The 24,170-nt window shown below is 44.9% G+C and carries 17 protein-coding genes; 4 read left to right on the top strand and 13 right to left on the bottom strand.

Translation table 11 applies throughout. The features are described 5' to 3' along the window. Together tssM and F0265_RS04955 are read left to right on the top strand one after the other, a co-directional pair. Positions 1-3,396 carry a type VI secretion system membrane subunit TssM gene (tssM, locus tag F0265_RS04960; protein ID WP_171748035.1) on the top strand — a complete coding sequence of 1,132 codons (3,396 nt, stop codon included), beginning with the start codon at positions 1-3 and terminating at the stop codon, positions 3,394-3,396. Positions 3,397-3,433: 37 nt separating this feature from the next. Continuing rightward, a complete protein-coding gene (locus F0265_RS04955) occupies positions 3,434-3,886 on the top strand; it encodes an Lrp/AsnC family transcriptional regulator (protein WP_019277704.1) in 453 nt (150 codons plus the stop codon). 68 nt (positions 3,887-3,954) lie between these two features. Here F0265_RS04955 and tssG read toward each other — a convergent pair whose 3' ends face one another. The 13 genes from tssG to F0265_RS04890 all read right to left on the bottom strand — a co-directional run bounded on the left by tssG (position 3,955) and on the right by F0265_RS04890 (position 19,394). Next, on the bottom strand, positions 3,955-4,953 hold the full coding sequence (gene tssG / locus F0265_RS04950; RefSeq protein ID WP_045985164.1) for a type VI secretion system baseplate subunit TssG: 999 nt from the start codon (positions 4,951-4,953) through the stop codon (positions 3,955-3,957). Continuing rightward, positions 4,950-6,698: a type VI secretion system baseplate subunit TssF gene (gene tssF / locus F0265_RS04945; protein ID WP_171351976.1), complete on the bottom strand. Its 1,749-nt coding sequence runs from the start codon at positions 6,696-6,698 to the stop codon at positions 4,950-4,952. Before tssF ends, tssG begins: the two co-directional genes overlap by 4 nt. An 18-nt stretch (positions 6,699-6,716) precedes the next feature. After that, a complete protein-coding gene (tssE, locus tag F0265_RS04940; RefSeq protein WP_019277706.1) occupies positions 6,717-7,127 on the bottom strand; it encodes a type VI secretion system baseplate subunit TssE in 411 nt (136 codons plus the stop codon). A gap of 63 nt (positions 7,128-7,190) precedes the next feature. Beyond that, positions 7,191-8,666, bottom strand: a complete 1,476-nt coding sequence (tssC, locus tag F0265_RS04935; protein ID WP_045985162.1) for a type VI secretion system contractile sheath large subunit — start codon at positions 8,664-8,666, stop codon at positions 7,191-7,193. Between the two features lie 9 nt (positions 8,667-8,675). Then, positions 8,676-9,185 carry a type VI secretion system contractile sheath small subunit gene (gene tssB, locus F0265_RS04930; RefSeq protein ID WP_043010209.1) on the bottom strand — a complete coding sequence of 170 codons (510 nt, stop codon included), beginning with the start codon at positions 9,183-9,185 and terminating at the stop codon, positions 8,676-8,678. A 27-nt stretch (positions 9,186-9,212) separates the two neighbouring features. After that, on the bottom strand, positions 9,213-10,778 hold the full coding sequence (tssA, locus tag F0265_RS04925; RefSeq protein ID WP_171748034.1) for a type VI secretion system protein TssA: 1,566 nt from the start codon (positions 10,776-10,778) through the stop codon (positions 9,213-9,215). A gap of 3 nt (positions 10,779-10,781) precedes the next feature. Next, positions 10,782-12,776, bottom strand: coding sequence for a protein kinase (locus F0265_RS04920; protein WP_045985160.1), 1,995 nt, complete (start codon positions 12,774-12,776; stop codon positions 10,782-10,784). A 211-nt stretch (positions 12,777-12,987) separates the two neighbouring features. After that, positions 12,988-13,941, bottom strand: a complete 954-nt coding sequence (locus F0265_RS04915) for a hypothetical protein (protein ID WP_171748033.1) — start codon at positions 13,939-13,941, stop codon at positions 12,988-12,990. Beyond that, on the bottom strand, positions 13,938-14,921 hold the full coding sequence (locus F0265_RS04910) for a DUF2169 domain-containing protein (protein ID WP_171748032.1): 984 nt from the start codon (positions 14,919-14,921) through the stop codon (positions 13,938-13,940). Before F0265_RS04910 ends, F0265_RS04915 begins: the two co-directional genes overlap by 4 nt. Further along, positions 14,902-16,221 (bottom strand): hypothetical protein, encoded by a 1,320-nt coding sequence (locus tag F0265_RS04905; RefSeq protein WP_171748031.1) that lies wholly within the window; start codon positions 16,219-16,221, stop codon positions 14,902-14,904. Before F0265_RS04905 ends, F0265_RS04910 begins: the two co-directional genes overlap by 20 nt. A gap of 19 nt (positions 16,222-16,240) precedes the next feature. Further along, positions 16,241-16,726, bottom strand: coding sequence for a hypothetical protein (locus F0265_RS04900; protein WP_095663745.1), 486 nt, complete (start codon positions 16,724-16,726; stop codon positions 16,241-16,243). Beyond that, entirely contained in the window at positions 16,726-18,804 is a 2,079-nt protein-coding gene (gene tssI, locus F0265_RS04895) for a type VI secretion system tip protein VgrG (RefSeq protein ID WP_171748030.1), read from the bottom strand. Before tssI ends, F0265_RS04900 begins: the two co-directional genes overlap by 1 nt. 71 nt (positions 18,805-18,875) lie before the next feature. Then, positions 18,876-19,394 (bottom strand): Hcp family type VI secretion system effector, encoded by a 519-nt coding sequence (locus F0265_RS04890; RefSeq protein ID WP_006961152.1) that lies wholly within the window; start codon positions 19,392-19,394, stop codon positions 18,876-18,878. Positions 19,395-19,856: 462 nt separating this feature from the next. On the opposite strand from F0265_RS04890, the gene tssH reads away from it, so the two are divergent. Both tssH and F0265_RS04880 read left to right on the top strand, forming a co-directional pair. Then, positions 19,857-22,529 (top strand): type VI secretion system ATPase TssH, encoded by a 2,673-nt coding sequence (gene tssH / locus F0265_RS04885; RefSeq protein ID WP_171748029.1) that lies wholly within the window; start codon positions 19,857-19,859, stop codon positions 22,527-22,529. After that, entirely contained in the window at positions 22,516-24,153 is a 1,638-nt protein-coding gene (locus F0265_RS04880; RefSeq protein WP_171748028.1) for a sigma-54-dependent Fis family transcriptional regulator, read from the top strand. Before tssH ends, F0265_RS04880 begins: the two co-directional genes overlap by 14 nt. Positions 24,154-24,170 lie beyond the last annotated feature (17 nt).

Here is a 24,170-nt window from a genome sequence, read left to right as displayed (position 1 = left end):
ATGCTAAAAAATATTATACGTCATCCGATATTCATCTCCACTTTGCTTGCATTAGTTCTCATTGGTGGTTTAGCGGCTGCACATTTCTTATACCCAGACACCGTTTCAAAGAACATTTTGTATATTGGAATAGCGGCTATCGCATTAGTATTTTGTGCTTATCAATTGGTTCTTTTCTTTAAGAAGAGAAAACAAAATCGCGATCAACAATTAGAAACAGAAGAAGAAGCTTTGAGCTTGGTCCTTCGCCCCCTACTTGTAGGTTCAAAGAAAAAACCAATCTACTTAATGATTGGTAATAAAGCTGCAGGTAAAAAGCAGTTCCTTACTAGCTCCAATGCTATCAAGTCAATTGATACATCGCGTACCAAGAAAAATGACTTTTTCGAATGGTATGAGTCCGACGAAGCGGTTTATCTAAAACCTGATCAAAGATTGGTATTCCAAGAAGTATCCGCGGCTGACTCACTGCTATGGGATACTATGGTTGCGGAAGTCATTCGCAGCCGTCCACGTAAACCATTCGCAGGCTGCTTGTTCTTTACAGACTTAGAGTTCTTAATCATCTCTGAGGAAGAACAGGTTGATTATGCTCTGACTGCACTGATTGACAGAATCACATCTATTTGTGATCAGACCAATACCGCCCTTCCAGTGTACATGGTCGTCTCTAAGTTGGATAAACTTCAGGGCTTTAAAGAATATGTTCAGCTGAGTCCTCTGAAGCACAACGTTGAATATTTATCCATCGCACTTAAAGACGCCAAAGGTGTTTTAGTCGATTACTACCGCGACAGTTTCAACAACCTAGTAAAAGTGATTGAAAAGAATGCGCTAGATTCAACGTCTCAGTCCAATGACACTAAAGAAAAGCAAGCGATACTATCTTTCCCGAAACAATTAGAAATTTGCCAGAAGGAAGTTGAGTACGTTGTTCAGCGTCTAAGTGAAGTTAACCGCGGAGCGTACTTCATTGACCTTCGCGAACTGTTTTTCTCATCATGTCTTCAGGGTGGCAGAAAGTACAACCTGCTGGCGAAAAGCTGCAGCACATACTTTAACTTGCCGATTATCGCTTCCGAGCACACTCAGTTATCTGAAACGCCTTATTTCACACGCTTTCTTGTGGAGTCTCAGATTCTTCCAGAAGCGGATTTTGCAGGTGAAAACAAAACCTACCTGAAGCGAATACTGCGTCAGAGCCGTTTAGCAATGGTGGCTTCTATTGTTTTCCTTGCTGGTGGCGCTTATCTGCTAGGCACAACACTCGATAGTAACCTTCGTGTAATCTATCAGCTGTTAAACATTGAAACAGGCGATCAAGCTGCAGACCATGTGCGTTTGTTGGATGACAAGTTAGCACAAGCCATCACCCAGATTGAACCTGTCTACGATGCTTGGGTTGAGGGCAGCGAAGCGCTCGACGAAGAGATCGTCTCTCTGAATGTGAGCCGCCTTGAGCCTGCGACCAAGATGGCGTACCAAACGCTCCTTCAATCAATTCAGAAAGAACTGATCCCTGTTATTGAGCAGACTTACCGTGTGCAGCTAACCAAGTATCAGGACAAGCCAATTCAAGCCCTGCCAGTGCTTAAAGGATACTTGATGTTGAAAGAGCCAAGTAAACGCGATCTGCCGTTTATGACAACTCAAACGCAATCGACCCTTTCAAAAGTCATCGGCGATTCTGAACAAGTAGCCTCTGCGATGAAGTATCTTAATGCTTACTTCAGAACAGACTTCGCGCCTGTAAACATCAATATGGACATTGTACGTGCCACACGCAGAAACTTGCTTGCACAGTCTAATGTCGACCTTGTTTATGCTCAGTTGATCAATCAAGCAAACGCTATTGACCTTGGTACTTTGAACATTGAACGCGCGGTTGGTTTTGACTTTAACAACGTATTTAACGACCAGATTGACCAAGAGTTGCTAGACATTAGCAAAGTCTACACAGCAACCGGCTTTAGTACCTTCTATCGTCCACGTGTCGATTTGATGTCGAAAGACGTGATTACAAACAACTGGGTTCTGGGCCTATCTAAGAACGTCACGCCTTCAAAAGAAGAGCATGAAGCGTTCAAAGATCAGATCCGTAAGAAGTACACTGATGACTACATCAGCTACTGGCGTAACGCGCTCAGTGAGCTGAAAGTGAAGAAATACAATTCAATTGGCGAGCTAACTAACGCTATCGACCTTGTTTCTGGCCCTTCTTCACCGCTAACGACAGTACTTAAGCAGGTGTATTCCAATACGTACTTCTCTCCAACAGGAGAAAAGGAGCTACTAGCAAATAAACTGCCTAAAGCAGCAACCGAAGCGATTGATAAGCTAGCCGATTCAGCAGAGGAATTTGTTCAACCAGATTACTTACTGATGCAACGCGTCGAACAGGCTTTCTTCCAGCTTAACCGTCTGCAAATTAACGAGACACCAAACTCCCCTACTCCATGGGATGAGATTGTGACTGCGTTGAGCCGCTTACGTACCTACATGAAGGACATCGCCGACTCACCGGATCCACAAATGGCTTCGCTACTGGCAGCACGTTCACGCATGCAAAGTTCAGAAGCTGACCCAATTATCCGCCTCAAGCAGATTGCTCAAAAGTCTCCGGAACCGGTGCGCAGTTGGCTACTTGGTATGGTTCAGCAAAGTTGGTCTGTGATGATCGCAGAGTCAGCAAAAGGCGTTCAAACTCAATGGTATAGTGAGGTTTACACTAAATATCGTGATCTAGCATTGAACAAATATCCATTTGATTTAAATGCAGAAGAAGAAATTGCGCTAGAAGACTTCGAGCTTCTTTTCTCTACCGGCGGCATCATCGATACCTTCGTACAAAAGAACTTGGCGTCCTTCTATGACACTAACCTTTGGACACCGAAGCGTGTTGATGGTGAGACAATGCCTCTAACACCAGAGCTTCTGGTCCAATTGAAAAACTACAATGTGATTCGTGACACGTTGATCAACAAGAGTACCAACCGTGTTTCAATCCCATTTACTACTAAGATTCTCGACCTAGACTCCAGTGCAATTCGTGCGACAGTCAAAGTTGCAGATTCGCAAATGAGCTACTACCACGGTCCAAGTCGCATTAGGGAACTGGAATGGCCACCTAAGAGTGGTGACTTTAACGTGAGTATTACTATCCAAGACGTAACTGATGAGGGCAAACAATACGTACTAAGCGAAAATGGCCAGTGGGCGATCTACAGGCTATTGGGCCAATCCACACTAACAAATCAACATGATGGAAGTTTTGTTAGTGACATAACTGTTTCAGGTCGTGATCTGAAACTACGAGTGAAGCCACTCTCGCAAAGAAACCCATTTACCCTTGCGGAGCTGTATAACTTCTCTCTACCCGAAACCATCGACCTATAAAAAAGTAAACTTATAAAAACAACGTAAGGCAGGATATATGATGTCAACTACTAACCTTCAGGGCTTAGACAAACTAGATCGGAAAATTCTATCTAACCTTTTGTCTAATGGCCGCGAGTCAATCGCTAACTTATCGCGTAACATTGGCTTGTCACGTACCGCAGTCGCTGAGCGTATCAACCGACTGGAAAAAACCGGTATTATTAAAGGCTATACCGCACAGATCAGAGTCGAGCAAGAAGGCAGATCAGCAGCAAGCTACTTGCTGATTTCATGTGAGAAAGGTAAGAAAAATAATGTGACGGAAGCTCTTAAAGAGCTTCCGGAGGTAAGGCTAACGAGCATCGTTGGTGGAACTTATGACATTATTGCTCTAATTGAAGCGCCAGATCTTCAGTCGATACATACCCTGTGCAATGAAATCGAGTCGTTTAACGGCATTCAGTCGTTAAACAACACAGTGGTATTGCATCAACCTATCCGACGCTAATCTTTCTCAATGTTTGAGTAGGACACATTAAAACAAAACCCGCGATTTCGCGGGTTTTTTATTGCCTGTTAAAGCTGGCCTATTTGTTTGATTGACGCGTCTTTTGTACCTGGGTCACCCAACCACATTGTCTGCCCTAACAAATTGCCTTCTCCTTGCCCCAGTTCATTTTTGGGGATGGTATCAAGCCTGACCTTCATGATGAGGTCCCATGCCAGCGGATCCCGCAAGATAAACTGCATTAACCCGATCAAGGTCTTGTAGTTTGCTCTGCCCGGTAGGAAAGTTTGATAAGTTGAGAAATCAATATCTTCTATACGTAGATGAAACTTACCCACTAAGTCTGGCAAGGTTTTACCCAAATGCAGATCCTGGCCAAGCACACAGTTAACATGATTGAGCTTATTTCGTTGAGACTGGTGGATAGCAACACGTCGGTAGATCCACTCATCGACGACTACATTCTGTAGACTGAAGTAATGCGCGACAATACCCGATATCAACTTAGGAGAACGCGTTCGAGTCGAGAGCTGACTAACGTACGAAAGTAGCTTCGCTCTGTCTAGCTCACTGACTTCTGCTTCCTGCATGACCGTCGATAAGCCCAAGAGGTGCAGCATTCTGCCTGAAAACGGGTCCTTCGCTTCACTCTGATATTGAATATGATAGCGGTATTTCTTCCATACCCGATAAACCAATGAGATATGTCGATTATGAAAGAAATCAAAGAATTGCTTAACTGGGTTATCTTCGTCGTCGCGACCCGCAAGTTTTTCAGTGTATGAGGATGGTAACGGTGAACTCGAGCCATGAAGACCTAAAAAGGTGACTTCAACGCGAGAGTATGGGTTACCGTCCATTTCATAGTGGGAGACAAAGTCTATGTCACTTTTTGGGAACGCTAAACTAGGAGAAACACTGAATCGAATGTGTTCCTGCCAGATATACTTGTTCTGGCCAATACCGTTATAACTGTATTCTGTCTGAGATTGATAATGTTTCTCCAGCAATGAGACGGCTTGAAAGAAGCCAAACTCATGGGTTTCTTGTTCAATCTGATTAATCATAATACAGTCTGCTGCCCCGCTAGACTTGGCCAGTGATAGTTTTCGCCGGTTTTCTCATCAAACACTTCCAGCTCAGTAAATGAGTTCAAACTGGAATACAATCGAATGAATTCATTTAAGACACTCACCAACAGGAACATATCACCTTCATTGACAAAGTAAGTGGAATCTACCGTGAGCGTAAATTGAGTGCCTCGAATCGCCGTGCCTCTAAATACCCTGTCTGCCGGTTTCATCTCCGTTTTCTTTATCCCGTCCAAGCGATGTATCGACGCTCGATGCGCCTGACGGTCGACGCGGGAATGAAAGTCATAGGTTGATAAAAGTACTTTCAGTACATCGATGTTCGCCAAAGACAGATAGTTCAACGACATATTTGCGATTAACTGCCACTGCAATTCACCGTTTACCTGTGGGCTCACTGACTGAGTCGGCTTAGTGATATTGGTGAATGTCGCGTACGTAGGAGAATTATGTGAAGTATAAGTCACATCGCCTACTGACAAACGTTCTGCTAGGTCGCCATTACTACACGTGAGCTTCATCAGTACTGTTTCAGAGCCTAACTCCGCAATGTCACTGGTGTGGGTATGGAAAGAGATATAGCGCTCTAAGCCACGTCCGCTGACTCGCTCTGATACTTTGGTTTTGTAAAACTCGCGCTTGTCACGCTGATTAATCTGATGTTCGAACGATTCAAATTCAATCAGCTTCTTACGGCTACGCTCATTCTTACTCCAGGTCTCAACATTTTCAATCGAGTACACCTCATAGTGATCTTGACTGCTGCTCTGAGGCCTAACCTTGTATTCACTTCGGCGATGCTCTAATCGAATCGGGTCGCCGTCTTTACTGAATAGGTTAACCGCTGGCGTACAGTGCAATCGTAAGTGCTTGTCTTTTAACACCACTTCCGAAGGCAATGCACGTTTAAAAACAAACGACACTTTAACGGTTGAACGTTGTGGAACACCACTCAGCCACTCCAATCCAGTCACATCAAAGAACATGAACTTCTCTGGCAGAGAAAAGTATTCCTGAAGCAGACGATACCCTGCAAAAGAGTTGGTTCCGTATGGCAGAATCGCTTCATCGTCGCCAAAGCCAACAGGCTTAATACTGCTTGCAGGCAATTTGTGTTTGTATCCACCACCCACATCCAACTCAATGTAGTCTAGATAGCGGAACAACCAGAGGTATAAGGTTCGTGTGACATGCACTTCGCCGTGGAGATAAAAACGCAGCGAGTCCATTTTTAGTCTAGAAAGCTCCTGGCCGTATTCAGCGGCTATGGTGACGTCGACATTCGAGCTCGTACGGCTGTTGGACTGTTCCACATTGGTGATACTAACGGGATACAGGGCGACGTCGTAGCAGGTACGGAACAGACATTGCGTCCCCTCTACCTGCTCACTTGCCATTTCAGCACCACGTTTAACCACTGTTTTTTCTGTCACACTACCCACATGTGGTGAGAGCTCAGAAACACACATAGACGGGACAGAACGCATATAGTGAGGCCAAAGCAGCGTCATCAATGACTGCGTTAACTCTGGCAGTTCATCGTCAATCTTCTCCCGAATTCTTCCGGTTAAGAAAGCGAAACCTTCCAGCAGACGCTCAACATCTGGGTCATAGACGCCTTCGCCGAGGAAATTCGTCAGTTTAGGATGGTATTTTGCGAACTCACTTCCCGCTTCGCGAAGGTAAGAAAGTTCGTCCTGAAAATATTTACTGCTGCTCACGAAGAGTTTCTCCTGACTTTAAACGTTGAACTTACCGTCAACGCCCATGAACACATTGATAGACATTGGGACCTGACCACCGTTGTGAGAAACCTCACCAGTGATGCCGAAACTCAGCTGTAAGGGATTATGAAAGTCCTGACGATATGTCACTTCGATGTTGCCGAGCCTAGGTTCAAACTTGTGAATAGTCGTGCGAATATTCTGCTGAATATGACGTACTAAGTTTGATTGACTAGCAAGGACATCATTGAAGTCAGGAAGACCATAATCATTGTCTATCATTGCATTCCCGGCGTGCGTATTAAGCAAATCTGCGAGATGAATATGAATAGATTCAATAAGATGTTTGTGAGAAACAACTTTTTCGTAGCAATTCTTGGGTTCCCCCAATTCAATGCGTTCGAGTAAGCGATAACCTTTTTCCATACTGAACTCTAAAAAGAACGGCCAGCAAAACTGGCCGTTCGAATCTTAAATTAACAACTCTGATTACTGATCCAGTTTACCAACTAGAGACAGGTCAAAGCTCGCACCCATGTACTTGAAGTGAGGACGCACAGACATTGATACTTTGTACCAGCCTGGATCGCCTTCAACGTCAGATACTTCAACCTTCGCTGCGCGAAGAGGACGACGACCACGTACTTCTGCTGGCGGGTTTTCCTGATCAGAAACATACTGACGGATCCACTTGTTTAGCTCGATTTCAAGGTCAGAACGCTCTTTCCAAGAACCAATCTGCTCGCGTTGCAGTACTTTGATGTAGTGCGCTAGACGGTTAATGATGAACATGTATGGCAGCTGTGTACCCAGCTTGTAGTTCATTTCCGCGTTTTTGCCTTCTGGTGTATTCGCGTAAACCTTAGGCTTCTGGATAGAGTTTGCTGAGAAGAACGCAGCATTGTCAGAACCTTTACGCATCGTCAGAGCAATGAAGCCCTCTTCTGCAAGTTCAAACTCACGACGGTCAGAAACCAAGATCTCTGTAGGGATCTTCGTTTCGATCTGACCCATTGACTCGTAGTTGTAAACTGGCAGATCGAATACTGCACCGCCACTTTGAGGACCAATGATGTTTGGACACCAACGGTACTTAGCAAACGACTCACTGATCTTAGATGCCATCGCGTAAGCAGAGTTACCCCACAAGAAGTGGTTGTGGTCATCTGTTACTAACTCGTCGTAGTCAAACGCCTTGATTGGGTTGTCTTCAACTGAGTAAGGGTTACGTAGCATGAAACGAGACGTACACAGACCTAGGTAACGTGAATCTTCATGTTCACGCAGACCACGCCATTTCGTGTACTGAGGACCTTCGAATACCGACTTCAGGTCTTTCATGTTTGGTAGCTCTTCGTAGCTGTCCAAACCGAAGAACTTAGAAGATGCCGATGTGATGAACGGAGAGTGCGACATCGCACCAACGTTCGCCATGTATTCCATCAGCTTGATATCTGGGCTTGAAGACGTTAGCTGGTAATCACAGATTACTGCGCCAACTGGTTTACCACCAAACTGACCGTACTCACGCGTATAGATCTGCTTGTAAAGGCCTGATTTCACAACTTCTGGAGCATCTTCGAAGTCATCCAGCATTTCGTCTTTCTTCGCTGAAATCAGTTCGATAAGGATGTTTTCACGGAAATCCGTGTGATCAACCAGATACTTAAGACCACGCCACGTAGATTCGATAGCTTGTACTTCTTCGTTGTGAAGAATCGCATCAACCTGCTTTGATAGCTTCTGGTCAATCTCACCGATCATCAAGTCAACCAAAGACTGGTCAACTTTCTCGGCAGAGCTGTTACTTAAAAGTTCACCGATGAACGCTTCAACACCACGCTTTGCAACGTCAAAACCTTCGTCGCTTGGCTTCAGGCGTGTTTCGTTAAGAATGCTATCCAGAAGGGAACCAGATTCAGCTAACGCCGCTTCTTGTTCTGGAGCTTGTGCTTCTGCTGTCATAATACCCTCTTATTCAGCCTTTTCAGCGTCTTGGTTTTCACCAATGCTGAGTTCTTCAAGTAATTTCTTACGAGCTTCCTCATCCTGAAGAACGGCAGCGATCTTCTTACGGAATGCAGGTACGTTGCCTAGTGGACCTTTTAGCGCAACCAATGCTTCACGAAGCTCTAGCAGGCTGTTTAGTTCCGGAACACTTTTAGCAATCGACTCAGGTGAGAAGTCCTTCATGTTCTTGAACGTTAGATCAACGCCAAGCTGTGCACCTTCTTCATCAGTAAGACGGTTTTCAACGTTAACTTTTAGGTTTGGAGCGTAACCTTCCAAAACTTCGTTAAAGTTGTCTTTGTCAATATTGATTGGCGTACGTTCTTCGATTGGCGTCTCATCAGCACGTGCTGTAAAGTCACCAACAACCATCATATTCAACGGCAGTTCAACGTCTTCTTGCGCATCACCAGTCGCTGGAACGTAACGGATATTAATTCGCTCTTTAGGAGCTACCGAGCCATCGCGTGACATAATTAGTTCCTTATCTAATTGTGTTGTTTAGTTATAGATTGACTCCCACTCCTCAAACTTTGCAGGCAACAATTCCTTGTTTGGATACAGCTGCTTCAGAATTTTTTTAGTTAATTCATCTAATTGCAAAGAGAGATGTGGTTCCCAGCTGCTTAGACTCATTTCGTCCCTGATGACCCATAACTTTTCAAGATAAGGCAAACAGAGCGCGTAAAGACCAACAGCTTGGTAAGCTTTTACGATTTGTAAATGCAGCATAAATTGCCCTCGCCCAGAGCTATCAAGCTCAAGGTTTTGCGCGACTTCTGCTACGCGTTCTCCCAAATTTTCGAGAGTAACATCGTCCATTGATACCAAATCGCCTTCTTGCACGACTACGCTAGGTAAAACCTGTTGACCTGCATTGGACGCCGATGAGCTGGCTTTATTCAGCCATTCGATCGTTGCTTCGTTGGCAAATGGAATCGAATTCTTAAATGACAGAGCCTCTATACCCGGTAAGGACTGAGCAAAGGCCTTCACTTCCTCTGAAACGGCTTGAGCGGCTTCTTCCAAGCTCAAGTTTTTCAGCATCTGATAAACGTAGTAATGGCCAGTCAGCCAGAATGGCGCATCAGTTAATGTACGCTCTAAACGTTTAATCGTATCGATATCGCTTTCTTGCTTAGCTTTGTCTCGGTATTCGGATTGTTTGTCCTGAGACACGGCAAGAATTAAGGGTGTTTCATTGTTCTGATGGTCTGGCAGCTCTTCGATGTCTGACCAAGTCAAATGTCTGTGGATACGGTAAGACAGCGGTAATTCTGGCTCTGAGCCCAAAATCATTTCTGCTACCTTTTTCAGCGTTCGCTTAGAGGCTGTCGGTGAAGAAAAATCGGTGTCGATATCCACTTCTTTTGGCTGTCGGCTAACAGGCTTCACAACACTTTGTTTAGCAACAACAGGCTTAGCTGGTGCTGGCTCTGGTGACGGTTGATGCTCAGGTTTAGGTTGTGATACTTCGACGGGAGCTTGCACAGCCTCTGGCTCAGAAGGTGCCGCGTGTGTTTCGTCAGCACCTGCCGATTGAAGTAGACGATTGAGCTCACTGCGCAACTCAAAAAAGTCCGCTTCTGAATCTTGGAACACTTCATCAAAGTGGCGTTGAATCTCCTCCACGGCATCATTACATCGTGACAACGCTTCCCATGTTAGTTGCTCATTCGGTAACTTAGGCAAAGCAAGTTTAAGCTGATGATTCAGCCACTCCACTGCACCGTCACGACCACGCTTTCTGCGCGGGTATAAATCTGAACCAAAACGTATTAATGATTCAGCAAGCAATGCGAGGCCCTGCTCAAGACCAGGTAACCCCTCACTTTCGACCTGAGCACGTGTCAAGTAACACATCGCTTTAAAGTCTTTGCTGTGCTTAGTGATAACTTCTGTGGCGTGGCTTTGTACAACTGCCCAATCAACCGTTTCACCAAACAAAGAACCGAATTTTTTGACTTCAGCTTCCATCATTTCAAAACTGAATTCATAACGCGCGTCTTCACCTGCTGGCGAAGCTTCGTTAATTGGCTCAAGAAGCGTATTAATTTCCGTTGTCACTGCTTAGCCCCTTACACTCGGCTGGTAATCGCTAATTGCTCGTTGAATGGCTAAGGCACCACGTGCAGGCTTTGACTTTTTATGACTCTTACGAATGGCATCGCTTGCCATGCTATTAAGTAGTTGGGTCACTTCACTAAACTTTTTAGGAGCATTGACTTCAAGGTCGTTTAGTGACGAATTAAGCTTCGCCGTTTCGAATATCGCCTGCTCTGTCACAGTGCTAAACAGAATGTATTCACTACGTGCCACTTTCAGGGCACGAATCTTCGCAATCAGATCTGGGGTATTACCAAAAAACTGCTTTGCTGCCTCTGCTTGTTCAATCGCACGTGAGTAGTAGTGCTGTTCGGCATTGGCGTCAATCGTTGAGTAAACCTTGTTTAGCACAGTATTAGGTAACACTTGGCTGTAGTAGTAAGACTCCGCTTGGTGATTTGCCCAAGCTGTTTTCATGTAGTCATCTACTGCTTTTGCACGACCACTTAGAATCAAGCTGACAAGTTCGTCGTCCTGCTTACCCATATAGTTAGACACTTTCTGTGCCTCAACTGTGAGCCTATTCAGGTTGGACATTACTTCATTAAACGAGCGCTCAGATTTTGCGAAAAGGACACCGTCGTTGTTTAGGCTTTGATGCAGTGAAACCAGCTGAGAGCGAATATCTTTAAGTACAACAGGAATACTCTCAGCGACTTGTCTTCTTGCCGCTAAACTGTCTTCGTTGTGCTGGTAGACATTGAGAAGTTTGGTTTGCTGTACACGATAAGCGTCCTGATAAGGCGCCATCATGACAACATCACTAGACATATCGTCTAGCGCGTATTCAATCTTCCACGGAGGCTGAGCTAGAAACGCCGCCGTTTGCGCAGGCTTAATCGTATTCACCAACGCCGTTGAATCACCAAAACCGGATTTCACCGATGGCTTCCACTCAGGTTGTACATAGTCGTAAAAATAGGTTCCGGTAACCAATACGACAGACGCCACCAACGCAGCTTCAAGATACTTAAAGCGACCAAGAGCAAACTTGTCTGCCACGCTATGCTGTGTCAGAACGAGATCAGCATTTCTTAGGTTAGAGAAGATCGGCGCACTATTATCTGACTTCAATGCTTGGGTATCGATTCGAGCCAAGGCCTGAGCAAATGAAATTGCGGTATAGCCGTGCGCTCTCGGCTTATTAAGTACGTTCTTAAGCAGTGACCACACGTGTTTAGGAATCAATTGGCAACGCTTGTTCTGTCCCAACAGTTGACGCCAAACGTCACCATAGGTAGAACCAAGGAATAAGTGCCCAGTCAGTAGTGCCAGCGAATAAACGTCATCCTGAGGTTTAGCGATGCCGCTTTCGACATACATTGGAGACGCATAATTCATGCTCACTTCTGAAGGTCCTTCCGATTCTTCAGTGTATCGGGCAGCCCCAAAGTCAATGAGCTTCACGCTATCATCTTCGCCAACAAGAACATTGGCAGGCTTAATATCTAAATGACACACACCACGAGTGTGCATATATTCCAAAGCGCCGGCTAATTGGTAGATAAGCCAGGCGATGTGATCGTGACGGAAGCCTTTTTTGGCGTGTCTTTCTATTTTTTCGGCCAGCGACTCACCATGTATCCACTCATACATGATGTAAGGGCGATCAAATTCATTACCGATCTTGATGAAGTCAGCAACGCTAGGATGTTGAGATATTTCAAGCTTACTCGCTTCGCCAATCAACAATGAGTGTTCATGGTTAGAAGTCCCTTCATTTGCGACTTTACAACACACTTGTTTTTCCGGCTCCCCTTGTTTGGCGAGATGGTAAAGTGTTGTATTACCGTTTTTTGAAGGAAACGACTCCAGTACATCAAATTGCGAGAATAAAACATATTCCAACTTAGGCTTGTTTCTTTGTGCTTCCTGCTGCTCTAACTGTTTTTTTCTCTCAATCGCTTTATGAACTAATTGATTGATATAGCTGTCGCTTGATCCATTTTGATCAGACACGTTTTACTCTTTGGCCAACTGATAATAATAACTAGGGGGGCATATTAATTATTTTGAATATTGCTTTTCAACTGCGTAAAAATAAAAAGCCCACTATATCTATCAATTTAGTCAGAATGACAGCTCAACAGATACAACACGTGACTCTTTAACATCTTAAATACAATTTTATTAATTAAAAATGACGCATTGTGGAGCAGTATTAAGTTTGTTACTCATAGTCACACAGAGAGGCTCTTAATAAGCCACGATCACCATTCAAACCGTACATGAAGATAGAAGCTGGATCCGATGAACGATGCATTTGTGTAAAGCTGCACAGTATTGCCAATGCGGACGCCTGACCAATTGAACCCCACAAGTCATTGATGAGTGTAGGTTGTTGAGGGTTAGTAAATTTTTCCGCTCGAGCACCCAATGCAAATCCGTAATCTTCTGTATTGTCACGAGAATTATTCATGTCTGAATAGACCCGTCCTAGTTGTTCAAAAGCACTTGCTGCTTTGCGAACTAAGCGCATCATGCCTCTACGGTCAGTCGTATTCCACTCAGCGAGGAAATATTCCAAGGTGGCAATCGGCTTCAGTTTGAGTGTCTCAACAATATTCTTCTTAGTTAAAATGACACCCGCCCCGCCTTCACTAGGAATCAAACCCCATGGATTTTGACTCCCTATCACTTTCTGGCCTGAAATAAGGCTTTCTAACTCCGAATATAGCGAATCAACCGCAATGCAAATAACGGCATCTTGTTGGTTTAGCATGCCTAAAGATTCATTAATAAAGCGAGGGCCGCCTGAATTAGAAATCTCGATTTTGGACAGCCATTTAGCATGCTCACTTTCTTCTACCCATGTCAGCAACTGGTTATTTTCCACTGACTCAGGGACAGACAGAATAACAGGGACTGGTTTTAATGTTTTAGGCAGTCTATTAAGCATCGAAGTAAGTAATGTATCCACCATTTCCACTACTCTTTCCTGCTTATCCTCTGCTTTAATATAATCAGCTTTAGCATAAGTGAATTTATCCACACCATTTTCTGCTTCGTGCTGATTAAAACGCCCCAAGTCCGCTTGAGCAACAGCGAGAGAAATATCCAAGTTCATCCCCATTGGGGTCAGAACATCTACATCCAAAACGTATCGGCCGTAAACATTACTCATGCGTTTTCTCTCGCTTTTGAAACTGTTGAGGATACCAGAAGGTGCTCTTTCGCCTGACACGGGAAAGAAGCGGTATAACTGATCGTAAGACGCTTTTCTTCTGTATCGATAAACACCGTGTACATTGGCATAGGAGCGCTAAGCTTTTCGTCCCCGAAATCTGCTATCGCCACAAACTTCTCCGAAGGAATACGGAAAGAAAACACATCATCATGAGAGAATCCACTCATCATTAATCGCTCTCCCCCCTCTAAGAAACCATCGCACTGCTGGTCAGCGGGCGCCGATTGATAAAACTTCCTGTCAAAGTCTTCAGGCAGCAGAGGGCGTCGATACTCTTTCCAATGCTCATCAAATGTGCCGGCGTATCGCGTTCTTTCCGAAAAAAATGGAGGAATAGGTCCAAGGCCAGCAACTCTCAGAGGCTTGGTGTTCGGCGCCCACTCTTCATTAGGAAAGAAAACCGATGGAACGGGTCTGGCTAATAATTCTTCACTGCTTTTTGCAATACCAGAACCGACACGGTTTCTCTCATCACCACCTAACGCCCTAGAGTGGTCAATCTCAGCCTCCACATAAGCTTTGGGGTGAGAAACCGTTACACTTCCGCCATGTTGTACCCATTGTCGCTCACCGTGCACTGCAATGCTTTTATCAATGTGATTATCGATAAGTATTCTGCATTCGTGATAGGTCACTGGGCGTTTGGCATACGCACGGGCTTTGCCATAAACCAATACATCAGTGTTTTGTTTGGAGACAGGAAACTCGTGGTCAACTTTCATCGCCGATAAACCCGGTTCACCGAGATAAATCGGGTCGTCGTAGATTTCTTCCGCTGGGACCTCTTCCCACACTTTTTCGTTAAGATTCCACTGGCGCTTCGCTGTAAGGACCCAGACTTCATGGCCGTTTTCATCACGTTGAAAACGACCTTTCACCAGCAGATCTGTTGCTTGTTCAATATCCCACAGTTGCATTCTGATTCCTTAGGTTAAATCGCTCGATAGCAGCAGGTTGATCTGACACTTTGCTAAACAACCAATCTTGCTGCACCGCAGGCATTGACCATTCCCATGGAATGTAGACACGGCCATGAATACACAAATGTCGCCATATCCATGATCGATAGTGCTCTGGAATTCGTTCGTTAGTCATCGCACGCACAGTCGATTCAAAGGTCAGAGCCTCACCTAATCGCATTGCCTTGTTTACGTGATGCTCGTTGGAATCACACCAATCCTCGAGTGAGGCGATGGCTTCTTCCCATTCATACTCAACGCCCAGTTCATGAGGATTAAGCGGAAAGCGCTCACCGTAGACTATATCAAGAGCGAACAGCCATTCCTCGCCCTGCTCTTCATCAAGCGTCATTACGTGCTCTAAAGCAGCTAAGATCCATTCAGGTTTGCCAGTTAGCACCATCTGAATCGGAGCCATATCGGTACTAGGATCAAACTGGTTGAACTCAACCAATTCCAAAAGCTTTGCAAAGGTAATGACATACTCACTAGGTAGGTCTTGTTCTTGAACACCGAAACGTTTTCTAAACCAGGTGCCTCGGTCGTGCTTACAAAGTAACAACTCAAACAAGTATTTTTCGTCGTTCTGGATTTCATTGATCCATTCAACGCTGTCTTCAACATCGAACTTAGCCAGAACAGGATGTACATCTTGTTCTTTCAGTGCTTCTTCTTTTATCCAATGCTTAGCAAGCCCAATACTTAATGTCTGGCGTAATCGCATCAAATCAAAGCATAACGTGCTAGCAGATACCTTACCCTCAATCAGTTGAGCTAAGGTAATGTCAAGATGCGCTAGCTTGGAATGTAAGATCAGCAATGTCGCGTCTTTAGAATCGATAGTTTCAGCAGTTTTGATTGCTGCGAGTAAGTGCTGACGCTCTTGGTCAAATTCAGGTTCAAGCATCAGCCAAATAAAGAGCTCTGGTGCTGAATCTTTTAATTCATACACCAATCCGGGACTTAGCCGGTAGAACGCAACATAGACTTGTTTAACATCACGCATCTGACGCTCAACCAAACGCAGATAATCCTGTGAATTCGAAGGGTAGCCTTTTCGATGTAATCTCACCCATTGCCTAAAAAGAAAAGACAATGATTCGACGGCGATTGCGGATTTTTCGCGACAAAATTCAAGCCACGTTGGATTCAATTCGCTCAACTGGGCAATCTCTGCGTCTAATGTCTCTATCGCTTTAGCCAGATCTTCATTGGTTAACGCAGAGTTAAGCTGTTCTTTAGTAATTCTTTGTCTCATAGTTTATCTGCATGTTCGATCAGTTGATGGCAATCGTTCCACCTTGAATCTTCTGTGCTTTTTCTGCTTGAGAGGTCACATACTTAGCTTGTGTAGTTATTCGCCCATCTCTGCCGCTGTAGCGAGTTTGAGTCTCACCACTTTTCACAATCAACTCTTGAGACGTTTCTATCGTCATTTTCTCTGCGCGAATAACAAGCTCATTCCCATCATCGAGCATTGAAAAGAAGATATCAGTAACAACAGGTAAACTGACGTCCTGATTAATGAATTCAATACGACAATTCAGCTTATTATCCATCGCTAACTGAAGTTCAGATTTTCTAAAGCCGCGACCTAATCTTGCAGACAAAGGTTGTCCGAATGGGTTGCCTTCAAAGTCGACTCTGACACTGTCTTGAGTTTCGTTAAAATCCACTATGGTGCCAAAACGGGAAAAGCAAGCCGATTGCTCGGCTTGCTGCGTTTCTTGTTCAAATTGTTCTAAGTGTTTGTGCTGCTTCATTAGTTAATCGCTACGTTGCCACCTTTAATCACAACTTTGTCGCTGCCTTCAACCGTTATGGAAGAACCGGAAAGCTTGATACTTCCATCGCTGTTCATGACCAAAGAAGAGCCACCTGTTTTCAGTACGATTTTGTCACCACTGATCACCTGTGTTGCGGCATCTGCTTTGTATGAGGTGTTTCCTTTCACAGAAACCGTAAGGTTGCCACCGACCGTCAGATTGTCATCAGCACCAATATCAGCAGAACGAGAAGCACCGACAGTCAGGTTACTGTTTTCACCAACGTCTAGATCGTCGTTTTTGCCAATCTTAGTTGAGCGATTGTCGCCGATTTCAAGTGTCGAGTTATTCTTAACCGATTGAGTTTCGTTTGCGTTGTAGGTAACCGTGACATCTTGTTCAACTGTTTCGGTAAACGTACTGTTCACCTGAGTCGTTTTATGACCGTCGATGGTTTCTTTGTGATCACCGTGAACTTCGTTTGTCTGATGGCGCCCTACTTTCAGAAACTCATCTTGGCCGATATCGCGGTAACGGTTATTCAGCACCTTGGTCGACATATCTTTTTGAGCATGGAAGTAGATTTCTTCCTGATTTGCTTCGTCTTCGAAGCTCATCTCGTTGTAACCCGTTCCCTTATGGGTCTGAGTTCGGAATGTCGTACGCGTTTTATTCTCAGGCAATGAGTAAGGAGGGTAATGTAGACCATTGTATACCGCGCCCGTTACTAGTGGGCGGTCTGGGTCTCCCTCAAGGAAGGTAACCACAACTTCGTGTCCAATACGTGGCAGATACACGGCACCCCAAGTTGGTGCTGCCATTGATTGGCTAACACGAATCCAACAGCTAGCATGCTCGTCATTGTTACCGTATCTGTCCCAATGGAATTGAACCTTGATTCGGCCAAGTTTATCCGTGTAGATTTCTTCGCCTGCAGGGCCTACAACAACCGCCGTCTGAGGCCCATCAACCATAGGTGCTGGTAGTTTAGGTGCCTTGAAGATCACATCACGTGGGATACAGATAAACTGGTTCTGATAAGTGGTTGGCAAACCGCTGTTTTCGTCCTCATGAACCTGAGGATCGTGGCCACTATGAATAACTGACAGCATAGTGTAATCACGGTTAATCGCGCTACGTGGGTGCTCACCAATATTAAAGCTGTAACCCGGCACCATTCTCATGATGTTAGACGCCGCTTCAATTTGTTGATTCTCTACCTGATGATCGGCAATCCATTCTGACGCACGGACTTGTCCCATTGCAGGGTCAACATAACGACCTGGGTAGTCAAACTGCTTAAGATCCTGATCTAAAGGACCATCACTGGACATTTCCTGCGGGATCTTAGGTTGTTCATAATTGTAGTCGGTATATGTTGTACTACCGGTTCTAACTCGGTTGATCGCCGCAAGGTCAAAGATATGCTCACGGTCAGCCACACCGCCTGCATCCGAGTGATACACCACTGGACCTAAATAGGATGCGTTGAGAGGTGTGCTTAACAGCTCTGGAATTGCGTCATTGCTATCAACAATGACCATAGTGTGGTTGCCTTCTGTATGCTCGAAGTAGTACCACATACCATGCTCAGCAAGCATACGTTGAACAAAGTTACTATCGCTTTCTCGGTACTGAAGAACATATTCCTTAGGAGGATAAACACCGGAAAGGTCAAGACGGTAGTCGGTGACAGAGGCATCATCTAGCACCTGAGAAATGATATCTGGTGCAGCCAAATTCTGAAAAATTCGGCAATCTTGGCGCTGGGTCATGAACCACATCTGTGGAACAAGAATAATCTGGTAACGCGAGAATCTGCGACCAGAGCCGAGGAATCGTACTTCATTTACCACGCCGTGGAACAAACGAGCAGAACCAACACCCTGACCAAACAATGTCAGCAATGCTGGTTTGCGAATAAGTTCGTCGAACGTAATATCAGCATCAAGTGAAAGTAATGAGAGGCTGACTTGAAATGGTTTCGACAGTTCTTCAGTCACTTGAAAACTTTCAACACGAAATTCATGGCTACTGCCCTGAACCTCAAATTTAAATTCTACGTCAATCGTCATACCTTTTACCTGATACAAATAATAAGATCAGGGCCAACATAGGTTGGCCCTTAGCGTTCGGTAAGAAAATCTTACGCTTCGCGTGGAGCACGCCAGTCGTCGTTACCGCCTTTACCCATTACTTCGTGAGTAACTTCGATTGCACGGTAAGTGAAGCTCAGTACTTCTTCAGTTACACGGTCAGAAGTAGCAGCGTCTTGACAGTGAGCCATACGAGTTTGCATATCAACTAGAAGAGCATCAATTAGTTTGATTGTGTAGTAGTGCTCTTGCTTACCTTGTACAGAAGTACGGTAGAACTTGATGTTACACTCAGGTAGTTTTTCACCAGAAACTAGTGCGTTGAATAGAAGTGGTGAACAGCAGTCTTGTGCCTTAGTTACGATTACAGGCTTGTGAACACGCTGACCTGTTGGCTGACCACTTTGTGGATCACGTGGAATAGTTAGTACGTGATCAAGTTCTTGAACTAGAAACTCATCAACGTGTGCTTCTTGCCATGAGTTACCAACTGAGTCAGCTGAGTAAGCATCTTTTGTGATATCGCCTTGAGTTTCGCCCGTGATAGACATATACGCAGGAGTTGGCATCTTATATTCCTTCTAAAAAATTTCTATTTATTTAAATTCACCAAATCGCTTATTACCGCGACCCGATCAGCTTAATACAAACACCGTGCCAACTTTTAAATCACTAAAAATCAATGAGTTATGATTTTAATGTTATAATTAGCGCAATTTATCAATTCAATAAATTGTAAAATTAAACAAGTTATTGTCGATCGAAAACAATTAATTGTTACTTATAAATCTTGATAAAACAACGGATGACAACAGACTGAAAAAAGCGTTATTAACGGGCATTTAAGACATAATAACTAAAACAATAATCATACTGACCGCCACATATAAACAATAGGGTTTTAATCTATTCAATATCGGATAACAAACAACCATAAAATGCCTGTTAAAATAGCTGGGGAAAAAAAATGAGTTTTATTATTTAGTATAATTCGAGCCAATTTTAAACAAACCATAAGCTCGATAAAGACAATGATAAATATTAATCTATCTTCATTAATTCAACGTCTGCACCCTATCGCAAAAGTCGCGCTAGAAGACGCTGCAGCTTTGGCTGTATCAGAAAAGGCCAACGAAGTTCAAATTGAACACTTCCTTTTAAGCCTGCTGGAAAGACCAAACAGCGATTTCGATGTTGTGCTTGCACACTTTGACTGTTCGGAAAACATTTTACGCCAATCTATTCGCTCTACTTTAGATACAAGCCCAACAGGTAACGGTGGCAAACCTGTATTTTCTGCTTTATTGATCGAATGGTTACAAGAAAGCTGGCTAGTATCTTCATTGGACTTATCTCAAACACAGATCCGTTCAGGCGCGCTGTTGCTTACTTTAGTGAGTAACCCTCTACGTTACGGCCAGCACGGATACGCCGCGATTCTTGAAAGCGTCAATCCGGACAGCCTAAAACGCAATTTTGGTGAACTGACCAGCCAATCTCTTGAAGCGCAGGTTGCAACCTCTGAGAAGACACAAGCACGTGAAGACGGCTCTGCGCTGAGTAAATTCACAACAGACTTTACTGGCAAAGCACGTAAAGGTGAGATCGACCCTGTATTCTGTCGTGATCAGGAAATTCGTCAAATCGTCGATATTCTTGCTCGTCGTCGTAAAAACAACCCTATCGCAGTCGGTGAACCAGGTGTTGGTAAAACTGCTGTCGTTGAAGGACTAGCACTTAAAATCATCCAAGGCGAAGTGCCTGATAACCTGAAGGGCGTTGAGCTTTACGGTTTAGATATGGGCCTACTTCAGGCCGGTGCCAGCGTAAAAGGCGAATTCGAGAAGCGTCTGAATGCCGTTCTAGACGAAGTGAAAAACTCACCAACACCAATCATTCTCTTCATTGATGAAGCACATACTCTTGTTGGTGGTGGTAACCAAGCAGGCGGCAGTGACGCGGCAAACCTACTAAAACCGGCTCTTGCCCGTGGTGAAGTAAAAACAATCGCAGCGACAACTTGGTCTGAATATAAAAAATACTTCGAGAAAGATCCTGCCCTAGCTCGACGCTTCCAACTGGTTAAACTGGATGAACCATCTCCAGAGCAAGCAGCTCTAATTATTCGTGGCCTGCGCCCTGCTTATGAAAAGTCTCATAACGTTTATGTCCGTGATGACGCGATCACAGCCGCAGCCGCACTTTCTGCTCGTTACATTTCAGGTCGCCAACTACCGGACAAAGCCATCGATGTTCTGGATACAGCTTGTGCGCGTGTAAACATCAGCCTAAATGCGGTACCAGCTTCAGTTGAAACATTGCAGCAAGAGCTTGCAGCTCAAACTCGCGAACTGGAAGCCCTTGAGCGTGACCAGCTTCAGCAGACTGGCGACAAGCACAGTCTAGCGTCTATCCCAGCTCTAAAAGTGGCGATGGAGAAAACACAAGCTGAGCTAGAAGTCCAAGAAGCACAATGGAAAAATGAGAAAGAGCAAATCGAAGAGATGATCGCGTTGCGTACTCGCCTTCATGAGCTTGTTTCTGGGGAAGAAATTGAAGTTGCAGAGGCTGAGGAAGAAGGCGAAGAAACAGAAACGTCACCTTATGCAGAAATGGACGAAGAATCGGTACGCATCGCCATTGCCGCTTGTCAGGAACAACTTGATACCATTCGCGGCAGCAACCCACTTGTACACTTCGAAGTTGGCCCAGATGAAGTAAGTCATGTAATTTCTGACTGGACTGGCATCCCTATGGGTAAAATGCTTCAAGACGAAGCAGAAACAACTCTGAAACTAAAAGACAGCTTAACTAGCAACATCAAAGGCCAAGAGTATGCGATCGACGCTCTGGCAGAAGGCATTCAAACGGCGAAAGCTGGTCTAGGCAACCCAGATGCTCCAACTGGTGTATTCCTACTTGTCGGCCCAAGTGGTGTCGGTAAAACAGAAACAGCACGCGCGATTGCGGATCAACTGTTCGGTGGTGAGCGCTTTATGACCACCATCAACATGTCTGAATTCCAAGAGAAACACACAGTGTCACGTCTGATTGGTTCACCTCCAGGTTATGTAGGATACGGTGAAGGCGGCATGCTGACTGAAGCAGTACGTCAACGTCCATACTCTGTTGTTCTTTTGGATGAAGTTGAGAAAGCGGACCCAGAAGTACTTAACCTGTTCTATCAAGTATTTGATAAAGGCACACTGAACGACGGTGAAGGCCGCTCTATCGACTTCAAGAACACGTTAATCATCATGACAAGTAACCTTGCGACTCATGAGATTGAGTCACTGGTACAGCAGTCGAAAGACATCAATGCTGGTGTGATTGCAGAGGCTATTCGTCCAACACTGAACCAACACTTCAAACCAGCACTACTTGCTCGTATGTCTGTGTTACCGTTTGTTCCTCTGTCTGATGAAGCGATGACAGACATCATCCACCACAAATTGGGTAAAGTGTCTGAGCGTCTTCAAAGCCATCACAAACTGTCGTTGAGCTACGACGATACCTTAGTCGAATTCGTACTTGGCAACTGTCGTTTAGCGGAAACAGGGGCTCGTAACATCGATGCTGTAATCAACCGTCAGTTACTCCCTCAGCTATCGACACAACTGTTAGTGCACGACAAGGATGAGTCGCACAGTCAGATCACTGTATCTGTCGATGAGCAAGGAACGCTATCTTATGCGTTCAGCTAATCAGAACGATCTGAGTAACGCGCTTTTAGCGATCAGCCAGTCTCTGGCTGATCGTACTCAGCTTGCACAGACTTTAGACGCGGTGCTTACAGCAGCGCGTCAGATGACGTTTTCCAAACATGGCATCATCTACGTTCTTGATCAGACGGGTCAGGCCTTGATTCCAAGCATTGTTCACCATAACGAACAAGCTCTCACCTCTCACCCATGGCAACCTTTATCGTTTGACCAAACCAGCCAAACTGACCCATTCAACTACGCAATACAGAATGGCGAGGTTGTCTTGATTAATGAGCTGTATCAGTACAACGGTTACGATTGTGAAGCTGTGTATGAGACAGAGCTAGCGCTTGGCATTAAAAGCGCCAACCTGCTTGCTTGGCCACTCGTTGACGACAGCGGTAAAACCATTGGTCTATTAGCTCTATTCGACTTGAGCGTAATTGATAATGAGTCGGCTCTAACGGCATTTTGCAATATGGCAGCAAACAGTATTCGACAAGCAGTTTGGCTTGAAGAATACGGCCATATGATAAAAAGCCTAAGTGCCGATAACGCTGCTCTAGTACGCGAAAACCAACATCTCAAACAACGCAAACAGAGCCACTACAAAGGCCCGATTGCAGAAAGTGAGCAGATGCTGGAAGTGCTACGTCGTTTAGAGAAGGTACTGACACTTCCTGTAGACGTTCTACTACGAGGTGAAACAGGCGCAGGTAAAGAGGTTATCGCGAAATATATTCACGAAAACTCAAACCGCGCTGATCAGCCGTTAATCGTCCAAAACTGTGCCGCCATACCGGAACAGCTACTTGAATCTGAACTGTTTGGTCATAAAAAAGGATCGTTTACTGGGGCAGACAAAGACAAAATAGGTTTGTTTGAAGCTGCTCATGGCGGAACCTTATTCCTCGATGAGATTGGCGACATGCCATTGTTGCTTCAAGCTAAGCTATTACGTGTTTTGCAAGAGCGTAAAGTGCGTCCGGTGGGTGCCAGCAGAGAAGTCGAAGTGGATGTCCGCGTTGTTGCCGCTACGCATTGTCATTTGATGGATAAAATCAAGAATGGTGAATTCCGTGCGGACTTGTTCTATCGCCTGAATGTATTCCCGATAACGCTTCCTCCATTAAGAGAGCGCGAAGCTGACATTTTGCCACTAGCCGAACACTTCGTGAAGCAAAGCGCATCTAATTTGGGCCTATCACAGGCTCCAGGTTTTAGTGCAAACGTGCAAAAACAGCTTCAGGAGTACTCATACCCTGGTAACGTTCGTGAGCTAAAAAACATCGTCGAGCGAGCCTTGTTGCTTTCTGACTTCGAAACCATAAGCCAGATAGAGTTTGGAGAAGCGGCAGCACTTGCCGAAGCCCATCAGGCGACACCTGCTGTGTTAGAAGTGATCCAACAGCCTGTCGTCGAGAGCGTGCAGCAAGATGCAGCGGAACAAGCAGACTATTCTAAAGGCCTTAAAGAAGCCGTAGGTGAGTATGAGAAGACCGTCATCCTTGACTGCCTGAACGCATCAAACTGGCAAATTAAACGCGCCGCAGAGCAGCTCTCACTGCCCGTCAGCACGTTGAGCCACAAAATGAAGAAGTACGATATTTCTGCAGCGGGCTAGCAAACTGCTTTTAGTCT

The organism is Vibrio sp. RE88, assembly GCF_013113835.1.
Taxonomy (GTDB): domain Bacteria; phylum Pseudomonadota; class Gammaproteobacteria; order Enterobacterales; family Vibrionaceae; genus Vibrio.
This window is presented reverse-complemented; position numbering and strand designations above follow the sequence as displayed.